This window comes from Novosphingobium kaempferiae, assembly GCF_021227995.1.
GTDB classification, from domain to species: Bacteria; Pseudomonadota; Alphaproteobacteria; order Sphingomonadales; family Sphingomonadaceae; genus Novosphingobium; species Novosphingobium kaempferiae.
In genome coordinates, this window is the sequence record NZ_CP089301.1 from 1878551 (window position 1) to 1892369 (window position 13819).

10 protein-coding genes, 4 pseudogenes and 1 other annotated feature are annotated in these 13819 nt (G+C 58.8%); of the genes and pseudogenes, 8 read left to right on the forward strand and 6 right to left on the reverse strand.

What is annotated here, in order from left to right; all coding sequences use genetic code 11:
* Window positions 1-9: 9 nt before the first annotated feature.
* Window positions 10-1113 carry an acyltransferase family protein gene (locus LO787_RS08655; protein ID WP_232495441.1) on the reverse strand — a complete coding sequence of 368 codons (1104 nt, stop codon included), beginning with the start codon at window positions 1111-1113 and terminating at the stop codon, window positions 10-12.
* Window positions 1114-1399: 286 nt separating this feature from the next.
* Entirely contained in the window at window positions 1400-2407 is a 1008-nt protein-coding gene (locus LO787_RS08660; RefSeq protein ID WP_232495442.1) for a polysaccharide pyruvyl transferase family protein, read from the reverse strand.
* A 460-nt stretch (window positions 2408-2867) separates the two neighbouring features.
* Between LO787_RS08660 and LO787_RS08665 the strand changes: the two genes are divergently transcribed.
* The 7 genes from LO787_RS08665 to LO787_RS08695 all read left to right on the forward strand — a co-directional run bounded on the left by LO787_RS08665 (window position 2868) and on the right by LO787_RS08695 (window position 11474).
* Window positions 2868-3308, forward strand: coding sequence for a calcium-binding protein (locus LO787_RS08665; RefSeq protein ID WP_232495443.1), 441 nt, complete (start codon window positions 2868-2870; stop codon window positions 3306-3308).
* A gap of 255 nt (window positions 3309-3563) precedes the next feature.
* Window positions 3564-4127 carry a polysaccharide biosynthesis/export family protein gene (locus tag LO787_RS08670; RefSeq protein WP_232495444.1) on the forward strand — a complete coding sequence of 188 codons (564 nt, stop codon included), beginning with the start codon at window positions 3564-3566 and terminating at the stop codon, window positions 4125-4127.
* Window positions 4128-4204: 77 nt separating this feature from the next.
* Window positions 4205-5440 carry an outer membrane beta-barrel protein gene (locus tag LO787_RS08675; RefSeq protein ID WP_232495445.1) on the forward strand — a complete coding sequence of 412 codons (1236 nt, stop codon included), beginning with the start codon at window positions 4205-4207 and terminating at the stop codon, window positions 5438-5440.
* Window positions 5437-6693, forward strand: coding sequence for a cell wall hydrolase (locus tag LO787_RS08680; protein ID WP_232495446.1), 1257 nt, complete (start codon window positions 5437-5439; stop codon window positions 6691-6693). The genes LO787_RS08675 and LO787_RS08680 overlap by 4 nt, the downstream gene beginning before the upstream one ends.
* Before the next feature lie 238 nt (window positions 6694-6931).
* Window positions 6932-8326, forward strand: a complete 1395-nt coding sequence (locus LO787_RS08685) for a TolC family outer membrane protein (RefSeq protein ID WP_232495447.1) — start codon at window positions 6932-6934, stop codon at window positions 8324-8326.
* Window positions 8327-8384: 58 nt separating this feature from the next.
* A complete protein-coding gene (locus tag LO787_RS08690) occupies window positions 8385-10115 on the forward strand; it encodes a type I secretion system permease/ATPase (RefSeq protein ID WP_232495448.1) in 1731 nt (576 codons plus the stop codon).
* Window positions 10116-10121: 6 nt separating this feature from the next.
* On the forward strand, window positions 10122-11474 hold the full coding sequence (locus tag LO787_RS08695) for an HlyD family type I secretion periplasmic adaptor subunit (protein ID WP_232495449.1): 1353 nt from the start codon (window positions 10122-10124) through the stop codon (window positions 11472-11474).
* A gap of 225 nt (window positions 11475-11699) precedes the next feature.
* Here the strand turns inward: LO787_RS08695 and LO787_RS08700 are convergent.
* Window positions 11700-11822: pseudogene (locus LO787_RS08700) on the reverse strand (IS3 family transposase); the annotation flags it as partial.
* A gap of 50 nt (window positions 11823-11872) precedes the next feature.
* Here LO787_RS08700 and LO787_RS08705 point away from each other — a divergent pair.
* Window positions 11873-12907, forward strand: a pseudogene (locus LO787_RS08705) (transposase).
* Window positions 12153-12269, forward strand: a sequence feature (AL1L pseudoknot). Its footprint overlaps the pseudogene before it by 117 nt.
* Window positions 12908-12943: 36 nt before the next feature.
* Here LO787_RS08705 and LO787_RS08710 read toward each other — a convergent pair.
* The 3 genes and pseudogenes from LO787_RS08710 to LO787_RS08720 all read right to left on the reverse strand — a co-directional run.
* Entirely contained in the window at window positions 12944-13159 is a 216-nt protein-coding gene (locus tag LO787_RS08710) for a hypothetical protein (protein WP_232496439.1), read from the reverse strand.
* Window positions 13160-13262: 103 nt separating this feature from the next.
* Window positions 13263-13399, reverse strand: a pseudogene (locus LO787_RS08715) (IS5/IS1182 family transposase); the annotation flags it as partial.
* A gap of 349 nt (window positions 13400-13748) precedes the next feature.
* A pseudogene (locus LO787_RS08720) lies at window positions 13749-13805 on the reverse strand (hypothetical protein); the annotation flags it as partial.
* Window positions 13806-13819: the final 14 nt, after the last annotated feature.

The window sequence follows — 13819 nt, forward strand, 5'->3', positions numbered from 1 at the left end:
AAATGCAATTTAATCGATTGCAGAAATCGAGTTATTATTGCCTGAAAATCGAATCATGGAGACTCTTGAGAAAAATCTTTGATAGACGTTCTTTCTCCGCTCTCCGATTTCGGCCAAGCAGAACATCAGCATCACCGTCAGCGCGGTAGCTGCAAAGCCGCGCGTCAGGGAACCCACGCTTGCCGGCCAGATGGCAACGATCAGCACCATGACCGGCAGATGTGCGATATAGAGCGTGAAACTTGCTCCCGCGCAGTACCGGACCAGCGCTTCCACCCGCCCCGGCCAGATCGGCCGGTCTCCCGCCGCCGCAGAGAACACGACAATCGCAGCGCCTGTCAGCACACAGAGGCCCAGATAGTAGCCCATGCTCGCTGCCATGGCGGCCGGCTCACCCCATTCGAAAAGAGGCATGGCAACGATGGCGCACCATCTGCGCCATGCGAAAGCCAACAGTCCAATGAGCACAAGCGCGACGGCACCCGGGACGGGGCGAATGGCGAAACCTTTTTGCACTGCCGCCCAGGCCGCAACGCCGATCAGCCACAACGGAAACGCAAGTACGATCCGCGGCCCGCAGGCCAGGGCCCATACGAGCACCAGCGCCCAGCGCCAGTGCCCGCGAACATAGAACAGTGCTGCAAAGCCGACGTAGTACGCAACCTCGAAGCCCAGCGACCAGAAAGGTGCCCCAGTCGAGACAAGGCTGCGGTTGAACCAGATCTCGTTAGTGAAAGTAAGGTAGCGCAGCATGCCCCACCAACCCGGCGCCTCACCGATCACCGCGCCGCTCGAGACATGCCCGCCGACCCCGTATACTCTCGGTGCCAGCGTGACAATGATCGCATAGCACACGAGCATCACGACGAGCGCCAGCGGCACCACCGAGTACATCCTCAGTGCCCGCGCCTTGGCAAAGGATCGCCAGTCACGCTCCTTGTGCTGGGTAACGAAGGCGATGACAAAGCCCGAGAGCACGAAAAAGATCGCCACCCCCTCCTTCGCGCTATGCCCGAGCATGGCTGGCAGATGCATCTTGTAGACCTCTCCGGCATGACCGACGAGGACGAGCAAGGCCGCGAACAGCCGCAGCAGGTCCAGAAAAACGGACAAGTTCCTGGTCAAGGTGAGTCCCCAATTGGCTGCACCACACCCCGACGAACACCCTCCGTCTCTCTCCAGGGGCATGATACAGCAGCTCCGAGAGATCAGGTTAAAGTTTGAAGTGGCGAGTCCTCAATCAGAAGTGCATCCGAAATACAGCCAGTTATCGAGTGAAGGTTGCCGCCTTGCGCAAGCATTTAAAGCCGGTCAGGAGGCGCAGGCAATCACCAGCAGCAAGATCTGCCGCTAATCGCTTACCGCTCCCACGAACCACCCGCACTTCAAGTTGAAGCGCTCAGGTTGTCAGCATAGCCCGCGCGCCATGGCGCCGCGCCAACGCCTGCAAGCGCACAAGCATTTCATCCCGCAAAGACTCACGCTTGCCGGGATTGCTGAGAAACGGATCGAGCTTGGCAAGGTCCGACAGGGCCTGTGCAGTACGCCCGACGTTATAGCCCAGCATGCGCCGGAACGCCGGCAACTCTTCGAGTACACGTTTAGCCTGCGCCTTGAGAAACGGGGGCTGCGCGTTCGACACGATCCGATTGCGGAACTCCGCGAATGCCGCCTCCGCATCCAGCCTCACCATTGCGCCGAAGGGCTCGGCCCGCTTGCCAAAACGGAAAAGTTGTATGGGGTCAGGCGGCGGCACCAGAACGACATCGACCGTCAGTTCGAGCGATGCCGTCCAATCCGCCCATTTCGCGGTCGAGAAGTTCCGCGATACTGCAAAAGGTCGCCATGGCACCCCAAACGCATCGGCAAGAATCGCCCCGTGAAGCGATTCCGTAAGGACCAGCCTGGCGCCGGCCAGCGCTCGGATAACATTTTCCGGCGTCCCACGCGGATCGACGAGATCGAAGCCAGCCGCCTGCACTGCATCAGCCCACCCGGGAAAGGCGATGGTCTCGTAATGTGGAACCACGACCGGACGCCGCGAAACGCCAGACATCGGCGGACGAAAGCCATCGATCATGGTTGCCAGAATGGCGCCATCGGTCAACGCGCAACCCGCATCGATACCCAGCACCCGCGCCGTGATCGGACCTCTTACGCAGTGATACTCAACCTCGCAGTCCTGCCAGCGCTCAATACCGGTGTAGCCCGCGCCGCTTGAGAACACATGCAATGCACGATGTTGCCCCGGATCGATACCGACGATGGTGCCGATGCCCACAAAAGCGCGAACATCGCCGTCCTCCACTTCTCCACTGAACAGGCTCGGCACGATTTCAGGCCAAAGCACCGGGTTGAGGTCGTCACCGAAATTCGGGACAGCTGGCTTGTATCGAAGCATCTTCATCGTTTCTGCCTCGTGACGCGAGGGCGCGCAAAACGATGGCCTCGCCCCCGCCACATGGGCGCGCTTCGAATCACGCAAAACCTTCTGCAGCCAATACCGGGATCGGCGGACATGGTAGCCATTCGCATCCAGTTTGAACCGTTCAATCTGCGTCCCGCCAATGCGTCAAGAAGCAGGCGGGCGCGATGCCTCGATCATCGAGCGCATTTCACTAAATAAAATTCCATAATCCGCACATGTCCGGAATCTTAACATCCTCCATTCCGGATGCGTTATACTCTCCAAACAACTTTACGTACCCGACCTTTACCTTGCCCATCCAAAAAGTTTCGAACTATAATGAACGGGTCGTAAATCATTTACGTCCCGAATGCTTCGATGCGCGTAGTTTTCGGACCGCCCCGTCATTTATCGCGAATGATAAAAGATAGGGCCAGTATTTCTACTCAGGAGGAAATTCATGCCAATTATTCTCGGGACCGGTGGCAGCGACCACATCGGTGGTACCGATGCCAACGACGCTCTCGCCGGGGGCAAGGGCGTCGACTATCTCTACGGCGGCGCAGGTAATGACGCCTTCGTGATCCGTCTTTCGGATATGGACCCGACGCTGTCCGGGGCTTCGTCTCTCGCAGGCAAGAGCCAGGATGTCATCTACGACTTCCACGGGGCGGGAGTCTATGAAGCGGGCAACAACGATTTTCTCTATCTCGACGGATTCGGCGTCGGCTCGACGATCACGTTCGTCGGGTATGGTCAGAACAGCAGCAGTCCCGGCGGCGACGTTCACGCTCAGTACTATTCAATCCACAGCACGATCACCGGCCTCGATTACATAATCGCGATCGGCTCGATGAACGGCAACCAGCTCGTTCTGGGCGACTACAACTTTTACAACTGACAGGGTGACGGCACCGTTACCGGGCGCTGACCATCACGCGCGGCGGGGGAGGCGCATGTCGGCTCTCCCGCCGCGTCGTATTCCTGCCGCTGGCCCGCATGACCCCGTAAACTTTCTGCACCAACAAGGTTAATCGCTATCGGATGAGATAGTCCGCAATTAGCTCGCAATTGAACGGTTCTCCCTTTGAACCGAGGCCCTCTGATCAGCCAATGTAGAAGGCCAAACATAGATACTTCGATCAGCGGAATTGCGATGCGGACGATATTCATTGTATCAGCGCTCTTAACTTCAGCCTCCCTCACCGCAAGCTGCACAGCGAACAGCGCGCTCCCAAGTCTCTCGCTCTCGGCGAATGAGGTTCAGTACGCGCTAGGCGCCGGCGACAAGCTGCGGATCACCGTCTATGGTGAGGAAAAGCTGACCGGTGAGTATCTGGTGGACGGCACCGGAGCGATCGCTTTCCCACTGATCGGCAGCGTTCAGGCAAAAGGTGTGACCGCCTCGGCGTTAGCGGAACGGCTTACGGCCGCGCTTGGCAAAGGATATCTCGATAACCCGAGCATCGCTATCGAAGTGCTCAATTTTCGACCGTATTACATACTGGGCGAAGTCAACAAGCCTGGCGAATATCCTTTCGTCGATGGCCTGACAGTCTTTAGCGCGGTCGCCAAGTCCGAGGGCTTCACCTATCGCGCGGATGAGGGAAGGGTCTATATTCGTCACAAGGACGGCACGAGCGAAAGTCTCTATCGCCTGGACGGTATGACCCCGGTCATGCCGGGCGACACGGTGCGTATCCTTGAGCGTCGGTTCTGACCGTGACACATCTAGCAATCCGTCATTCCTGTTGTTCTACGCACCTCCCCACGACCATTATGCGCAATGGGTTGACGGTGCTCCTGCTTTCCGCGGGATGGACACAGACGGCAAACGCCCAGACCATCGGCCCGCTCATTCACGAACCCGATGATGTGCCTGGACGACGCATACTCCCTGAATACGCTGCAATCGGCTACGATCTTGCCGGGTTCGACGTTCTCCCGACTGTAATGTTCGCCGCGCGCGCAGACGACAATGTCTTCACCCGATCGAGCATCAAACGGTCCGACATCGCGCTACAGACCGTGCCACAGATTCATGCGGTTCGGAAGGACAGCGCTCAGAACATCGCCTTTGACGGCAGTGCGCGCAGCAGCACCTACCTGCGCCTGACGGACCAGGACTCAATCGAGTACCGGCTGCAGGGTACGTATACGCGTGGCACGACGGGGCCGAACTCGGTCGCAGTCGACATAGGATATCGACGGGAAGCAATCCAGCGGGGAACCGTCGAGAACGATCTGGCTGCTGGCGCACCTCTGATGCGCCGCGTGTTCCATGTATCGCTGACGGGACGAAAACAGTTCAACCGCCTTTCAGTTGATACTCAGGTAATCCTGGTTCGGCAACGTTATGAAGATATTTCGTACCAGGCGGATGGGATCCTCGATCAGCAATTTCGGAATGTCGATCGTTTCGGCCTGCACGGCGTTGCAACTTATGAGACGAGTGGGCGTACTGCGATCTTCGCAAGCCTGGACTACGACCGTTTCGATTATGCATTCTCACCGCTTCTTGCGGATCGCGATGCCCAGAACCGGAGCGCGACATTCGGCCTGCGGTACGAGATCAGCCGGGTGCTCTATGCGCAGTTGGGCGTTGGCTATCGCCGTTATGATTTCAAGAAGCCTGACTTCGGCGCCATAAAGGGACCCGCAGTTGCAGGCCACTTGCGATACTTCCCCACGCGCCTGCTCGCGATACGAGGCACGATCGAGCAATACAATACCACGAGCCCTTACGATCTCGTCGGTGCCGCGACTCTGACGATCGTCCGCGTCGAAGCCGAATATGAAATGCGACGGAGCCTGTCCTGGTTGGGTTCAGCAAAAGTCGCATTCGAAGACTACGGCAAGCAACCCTATTCCGCGCGCCGCTTCGAAATCACCTGTGGCCCGCGCGTCCGTTTGAACCGCTGGCTCTCGGCTGACGCGAATATGGGCTTTTCCCGACGTTTCGTGAATGGCGCAGCCCCCTTCGAGCCCTATGCGCAACTTTATGCAATTCTCTCAGTAACTTTTGCGCGATGAAGACCATCAGCATATATTTCTCACACCTGACGTTCGCGCGTGAGTTTGCCGTCCTTTACCATGCTCCGGTATCGGCGACGCATATTGGTCTCATTCCGATGCATTGGCGGCGATGGACCGCTGCTGCGTTGCTCGCGATTGCGTTTTACCCCGTTCAATCAGCCATACCGCAGCGCTATCCGACAGAAGAAGTCCTTGACGCTTCCAAACTGCCCGATGTTGCATACATGGAAGAGGCCGATACACCGAGTATCAAACCATCGGTGTTCACTTCCATCCCCCAACGGGATGCACACACGCTCAACGACGAAGCACCATTTGCTCCCCTCGGCTCCGATCTCCCTGCGCCGTTCGTCATACCGTCGCAAGGGGCCGATTACGCACGGGCTCTCGACTGCCTGGCAAGCGCCATATTGTATGAGGCCGGCGATGACCGCACCGGACAAGCTGCTGTCGCACAAGTAGTCTTGAACCGGGTGCGGCATCCCGCTTTTCCGCATTCGGTTTGCGGTGTCGTCTACCAAGGGACAGATCGGACCACTGGCTGCCAATTCACTTTTACATGTGACGGCGCATTACGACGCAGACCATCTCCCGCGCAGTGGCACCGCGCCCGACAGACAGCGTCAGCATTTCTGGCAGGGGAAAGATACCCGGACGTGGGAATGGCTACCCATTATCATACCGATTGGGTGCATCCGTACTGGAGTACGTCGCTCGATAAGATCGCGCGCACAGGCCCTCATCTGTTCTTTCGCTGGAGAGGTCACTGGGGCCGTAGATCGGCATTCTCGGCGACTTACGCAGGCGGAGAGGAGGTCGAGCCCAAGCTTGCATTTCTATCTATCGCTCATCGCTTGCATGTAGCGACCGAACCAAGCGTGCCGGCGTTGCCCGCGCCTCCTGAACTGGCTGACAAACCGCGTATCACCAAGATGCGCGCAGGTGATCATTTCATATCAATCGAAGGTGGCGGTGATGGCAGTGACCTCGCGGTCCAGAGCCTCGGCGAATGCCAAGGGCAGAGCTATTGCAAGGTCGTGGCCTGGGATCGCCGCTCTCTCGCCTACGGCTCACCGCAAGATCCGGTCATCCGCTCCGTCGCGTTCCTTTATGTCAGAGACAAACGCACCGGTGTGGAGATTGTCTTGTGGGACTGCACTCGATTCAACCGGCCGACTGAAGTGCAGTGCCTATCCGGCAGCAACCTTCGGTGGATCACTTTTCAGGGGGATCTTTCGCGTGCTTCGTGAGCCAGAACGTCCTGAGAAGATGCCTAACGGCTCTCTCTCCAATCATGATCGACGCCCCCTGATAGGGAAAAGCCTCGATATCGCCATCAAGCGAGTAGTTACCTCAAGCGCTCAAAAAGCACCCAGGTTAGCGGATGCTTCATCCATGGCATGCCCATTATGGCAAAGGTGCCTGGCTCTTTCTTTGCCACCACTCCTTACGGTATTACTGGGCGCCCCCGCCGCACATGCGGAGACATTGGGCGAGGCACTTGCAAGCGCCTATCAGCACAACCCTGGAGTGGAGGCCAGTCGAGCATCAAGTCGCGCAGCGCGGCAACGGGTTCGTCAAGCGCAAGCGCAGTTCGGCCCTACACTCACTGCCGATGCAGGTTATTCCTATACTTGGCGACGGGTTACGCAGAGCGGCGCCACGGTGCTGACACAAGAGGGATTCACGCCGCAAGTATCTCTGTCATTGGATCAACCGCTGTTCACTTTTGGGCGGCTGTCAGCACAGCGCCGCATAGCTGACGCAGGTTACAGCGCATCGGTCGCGGACATTCGGTCGGCAGAACAGGATCTGATGGCCAATGTCATCATCACCTATACCGCAGTTCTGCGAGATCAGAAGCTGGTCGATATCGCTCGGGAAAACCTGTCACAACTGACCAGACAACTGGACCAGATCGACGCGCGATATTCAGCCCATTACGCAACCGAAGCCGATCTGCAGCAGACCCGCAATCGTATTTTCAGCGGCCAGGCGCAGCTTGAACTGGCGCAAGGCGCACTGCTTGCCAGTCGCAATGCTTACCGCAATCTGGTTGGGCATTACCCCGAAGAATTGTTTCCCCTGCCTCAACTGCCACCCCTTCCCAGAACGATCGATGAGGCCCAGTCGATAGGAAGGAATGACAGCCCCGTCCTCGAAGCTGCGCGCCTTGATTTCGCCGCGGCACAGGCGCGCATCGCGCAGGCTCGCGGCAATGCACGCCCTTATATCGGTATTCAGGGCAACCTTACGCGTACTCCGCTGTCGGTCGAAAGCGACCGAACCAGGGACCTTACCGCGCAGGTTCAACTAGGCATCACCGCACCGTTGTATTCTGCCGGACTTCTCTCGGCCCGCATTCGCGAGACAAGGGAACTAGCGGACGCCGCTTTCCAGCAACTCGAACAGGCCTCTCGCAATTTGCGTGAGGACATCGCAAGCTATTGGGATCAGCTATCCGCTGCGCGGCGTGCTTTGCCCGCTTATACGCGCGCCATTTCCGCCGCACAGAGCGCCTTCAACGGTGCGCAGCAGCAGCAGCTTGCCGGACAGATCACTTCACTTGATGTTCTCGATACGGCGCGAGACCTTCTGAATACCCGGCAAGCACAGGCGCAAGCGGAAGCACAACTTTATGTGCAGCATGCGCTTCTGCTCGGCGCCATGGGACAATTGCGTGCCGATATCTTCGCCCCAGGTACGCCGACATACGATCCCGAAAACCATAGGGGGCCAGACTTGGCTGGCTTGCCGACGGGCCCGATCATCGAAGCGGTCGATAGCCTGGCGCTAGACAATCGGTTTGCGCCATCACTCGTAGCGATTGAACAGGATACCGAACCCGGTCATCTCATGGCGCCCGAGCCCGGAGAGCGATGAACATGTCGGTTATAGACGCCAATTCTCCCCACCTCGCGACATCTGACGGAGCCTCCCGATGAGTACATCCCGAGACATGCTTTTCGGCGAAGTACGCATTATGTTGCGCGCAGTTCTACCGACAATATGGCCGATTTTGCTTTTCAGCGCCGTCTTCAACGTGCTGCTGCTATCCGGCTCTTTCTTCATGTTGCTGGTCTATGACGACGTACTGGCAAGCCGAAGTGGGGCGACCCTCGCGGGTCTCCTTCTGATGGTGACGGTCGCCTACGGCTTCCAGGGTGCGATCGACGTGATCCGGTCACGAATTCTTCTGCACACAGGCGCGCAGACCGATCAGCGCCTTTGTGACGGACTCTATGACATCCTCAGTCGTTTCGAACAGGAGGTCGGGCCGATGCCTTCAGGCACCGCGCCCGCACGCGATCTGGATTTGGTACGCAGCTACATAACCGGCCCCGGCCCGTTGGCGCTGCTGGACCTGCCCTACGTTCTGATGTTCCTGATCATTCTGACATTGTTTCACTGGGCGCTGGGTTTGGCGACGCTGATGGGTGTGCTGGTTATGATTGCGCTAATGGCGCTCGGTGACCAACGCGCACGGCAGCCTGCTCTGCAAGCCGCAGCGGTCGGAGCTGCGCGTTCCGCGATGGCGGAAGACATACGCCGTAATGGCGAAGTCCTTCGGGTTCTGGGGATGAGTGCAAGACGTCGAACGAGTTGGGACAAGGCAAGCCATCATCTGATCGCCGCTTACGACGACCTTGCCGATGCTTCCGCACGGATGCAGATACTAAGCAAGGCTTTTCGCCTGTTCCTGCAATCCTTTGTCCTGGCCGTTGGTGCATTTCTGGTCATCGACAACGATGCAACCGGCGGCGTCATCATCGCCGGTTCCATCCTCAGTGCGCGCGCACTGATGCCCGTCGAACAGACGATCGCGCAGTGGAAGCCCATGACGGAAGCTTCCATGGCCTGGCAGCGTCTGACCTCACTGCTGCATCGCATCCCACCCCGGCAAGAACCGATGCCGCTGCCACGCCCCAAAGCGTATCTGGAAGTTCAAAACATCGTGTGCGGCCCCCCAGGGCGGCAGAAGGTTTCGGTAGCCAATGTGTCTTTCCGGCTATCAGCGGGGGAAGCCCTGGCAGTAATCGGGCACAGCGGCTCTGGAAAATCCTCGCTCATGCGCGCCATTACCGGCGCATGGCCGCTGCTGCGCGGCGCGGTACGCCTGGACGGCGCTGCACTCGATCAATGGGATCCGGTTCTGCTGGGCCGGGACATGGGATATGTGCCGCAAGCAATAGAACTGTTCGAGGGCAGCGTGGCCCAGAACATCGCCCGCTTCGATCCGGAAGCGGATCCCGACGCCATAATCGCCGCCGCACGAGCCGCCGATGTACATGACATGATCCTCGCGCTTCCCGGCGGTTACGAATATATGCTTGGCGGGTCCAGCGGAGGCGGACTTTCAGGCGGGCAAAAACAACGCATTGCTCTTGCGCGTGCTCTTTACGGAGAGCCGTTCCTCATCGTGTTGGACGAGGCCAATTCCAACCTCGATGCCGGCGGGGAAGATGCTTTGCTGCTCGCCATCTCCGCAGCCAAGAAGCGAGGCGCGATCGTGGTGATCGTCGGCCATCGACCTACGATATTTGCGCAGGTCGATCACATCATGATCATGGCCGATGGCCAGGTCATGCAGATGGGAGAGCGCAACGAAATGCTCAAACGCATCAGCTTCAACCCTGCGCCTCAAAGTCCGGTAACCGCTCCAGCGGAGTAATCCAACGTGTCCAGCCAAATCCTGACCCAGCCCATCATGTTGCCCGTAGCCCCCGATTCTCCGGATTACGAACCTCAGCGCAGCCTACGCAGGGATTTACGAACCGGACTCATCCTGTGCAGCGCGCTGGTGCTTGGCTTAGGCGGGCTGGCGGCGTTCCTGCCGATGACGGGCGCGGTGATGGGGGCCGGCGAAGTGACCGTGTCGAGTCACGTAAAGGAAATCGGCCATCCATCGGGCGGAGTAATCGCCAACATAATGGTCGATGATGGAGAGCATGTAGTGAAAGGCCAGCCGCTTTTGAGGCTCGATTCTACCGTCAGCGGCGCTACCGCCAGTTACACCGGCGAGAACGTGGACCAACTGCTGGCTCGCGCCGCGCGCCTGACAGCCGAGCGAGATAATGCCCAAGGGATCAGCTTTCCTGCCGAACTGTTGCGCCGAGCGGACGACCCCAACGTGGCAATCCTCATGGAACAGGAGCGCAAGACATTTGCCCTCCGGCAGCAAGCCCGCCAATCCATGGCCGAACAGCTTAGGCAGCGGATCAGTCAGACACAAGCGGACGTCAGCGGCGCACGGGCCAAAGCGGATAGCTTCAGGGAACAGGCCGATCTCATCAACGATGAACTTGAAGCGACGCGCAAGCTCTATGAAAAGCGCTACACCACGCTGGATCGCCTGAACGCACTTGAGCGATCAGCTTCCGGTCTGGGCGCAGAGGCGCGTGGCGCAAGCGAAGCAGCGACATCGGGGACCGCACGCATCGGTGAACTGCGCATGCAGATGGGTTCCCTGCGTGCCGATGCGCGCAGCACGGCCGCCGCCGAACTTATGGATGTTCTGGCCAGGATCAGTGAATTGCGCCGGGCTCAGGTCGCCGCTGACGATAGCTATGAGAGGGCCGTGATCCGTGCTCCACAATCCGGTACAATCGACAAGCTCGCATTCCGGACTATCGGCGGCGTCGTGCCCGCCGGCCAGACGATCCTTGAACTCGTGCCGGACGACGGCAGAATGATCGTGGAGGCGACTATTTCACCGGTCGACGTGGATCAGGTTCACAACGGACAGAAGGCGACGGTGCGTTTCAGCGCCTTCTCCGCCCGCACCACACCGGAACTGACAGGAACGGTGACACACGTCGCTGCAGACCGGACGGACGACAAGGCCACACGTAGTGCATTCTACCGGGTGACGGTCGCGCTGGACAAGCACGAAATAGGCAGGCTTGGTAAGCTCCAGCTACGCCCCGGCATGCCAGCGGAAACTTTCATCCAAACCGGGAGCCGGACCATGCTGAGCTATATTCTCAAGCCATTGACCGACCAGTTGGCGCGCGCATTTCGCGAAGGTTAGATTACCGCTTAGCGCCACCTGTGACATCGCTCTAATCGATACTCGGCATAAAAAAGAGATCGGGGCTATTTTATTAGCCGCTCAATCGCTTGATTGGCCACCGGCCCCCTCTCACCATCCTCACATAGGTGGTCGATTCGCTCCCGAATATGTCTGCAATATCGCCTGCGTCATTCGCTTCGCTACCTGGCGTTGACGTGACCCCGATGTTTCCACCAGCGCGGATTAGAGGCGGACAGCGTTGTTGCGCATGAGCGCGGGTTGAGCAGTGGGCTGCGCAGCGGAGCCAATAGGACGTAGCGAAGCAGGCCATTGCTTATGCAGTTCAGCGGCGAAGGCCGCAGGTGAACCGCGCCGGGATTGCCGGAGGCCCTAACTCCTGAGAGTAAGGCTCTACGATGAGCAAGACGACGAACAGGTTTGCCTCTGAGGTTCGGTGGCGGGCGATCCGGATGGTTCTGGATCACGAAGGCGATTATCCCTCTCGCTGGGCTGCGATCACATCGGTTGCTGAGAAGATCGGGGTTCGGACCACACGCTGCTGGTATGGGTGAAGAAGTTCGAAGTGGACAGCGGCAAGCGCGGTGGCGTGCCGACGGAGACCGCAGAGAAGCTCAAGGCATTGGAGCGTGAAGTTCGCGAACTGCGGCAACCCAATGAGATCCTGCGCAAGGCATCGGCATATTTTGCCCAGGCGGAGCTCGACCGCCCGTTCAAACGATGATCGCGTTTATCGACGATCATCGCGATGCCTACGGGGTCGAGCCGATCTGCCGGGTTCTGCCGATCGCCCCATCCACCTATCACGAGCGCCTTGCCAAGCGGCGGGACCCGGCTTTGCAATCCGCTCGCGTCCGGCGGGATGAAGAGCTGAAGCCCGAAGTTCTGCGTGTCTTTGCCGAGAACTTCGGCGTCTACGGTGTGCGCAAGGTATGGCGGCAGATGAAGCGCGAAGGCTTCGAAATTGCACGCTGCACCGTCCAACGGTTGATGCGCGATCCTGGCCTGCAAGGGGTGATCCGAGGCAAGCCGGTGCGCACCAGGGTCTCGGACAAGGCGGCACCATGCCCGCTATCCACGACCGACGGCCCGTTCATCGCGGCGGCCTGGTCCATCATAGCGACTGCGGATCACAATACGTGTCCATCAAGTACCCTGAGCGCCTCGCTGAAGCCGACATCGAGCCGTCCGTCGGCAGCGTCGGCGGCAGCTACGACAACGCTTTGGCCGAGACGATCAACGGTCTTTACAAGGCCGAGGTGATCCATCGTCGAGGCCCTTGGCACTCGCTCGAAGCCGTCGAATACGCCACGCAGGAATGGGCCGATTGGTTCAACAACAGGCGCCTGCGGGAGCCAATCGGAAACATTCCACCAGTCGAAGCCGAGCAACCCTACTATGCCATGCTGCACAACGTCACAATGGCTGCCTAATTTAACAAAACTGGCCTCAGGCAATCCCGGTGTGATTCAGCCGAACCGCCGCAGCAATCGCCACGCATGCGCCTCGTCGAGCCCGGAGAGGCGATTGGCATGCCACGCTCGCCCTACCTGCTCGAAGGTCGTTCCCTTGCGGTTTTCGTTGCCGGCCCCCGGATCGAACTCTTCGACGAGCACGATCTTCGTCTTAGCGCGCTCCAACCGCGCATCCCCCAGATCAACGGTCGGGTACGCACCGAACGACAATTGCTCGGACGGCTTGGCGTTCTGTTGGTTGGTTGCGGGGGCCCACAACCACCGATACCGACATTGGCTGACTGTTCAGGCCTACGAGGCCGTTTGGGAATGCTCATGGATGGACGATTCTTCGGAGGATGAGGCTGCCGAGGGCGGCATGGATTATGGCCTCCGAGATGTCGATCCGCTGCTCGTAATCGCGAACCCGCCATTTCACATCATCCAGTCGAAGGTGCGCTCCACTAACCACTCGACAATTCATGAGGTCATGTCGCGAGAATATCGTCGTCTGGATCTTCTTCACCAACGAACTGAACTGATGCGGTGGATGCCTCCCAACCATTCGATTGCCGGTTTCTACCTTCCAGGAGCAGTCCGACCGGTTTGCGGATAAATGTCTCGCTGGATATAATTCACGCGCTCCGATTCGACATTCTGATCTCTTCCATGAGCGAATATCCAACGCTGCGGTCAGAGGTTGCGTATAATTCTGGGTCGCATCCAGCATCATTTCCACGACGCCTTCGACATCACGATCCGCTTCGACCAGTCCGCTGATATCTATCCCGAGCCGACGGGCGATAGACGAGCGGACCTGCTCCCTATCAAGGGTCTCTCCTTCAATCTCGCTGGATTTCAGTCGCCATTTCGGCACTCTACTGGAGAGCG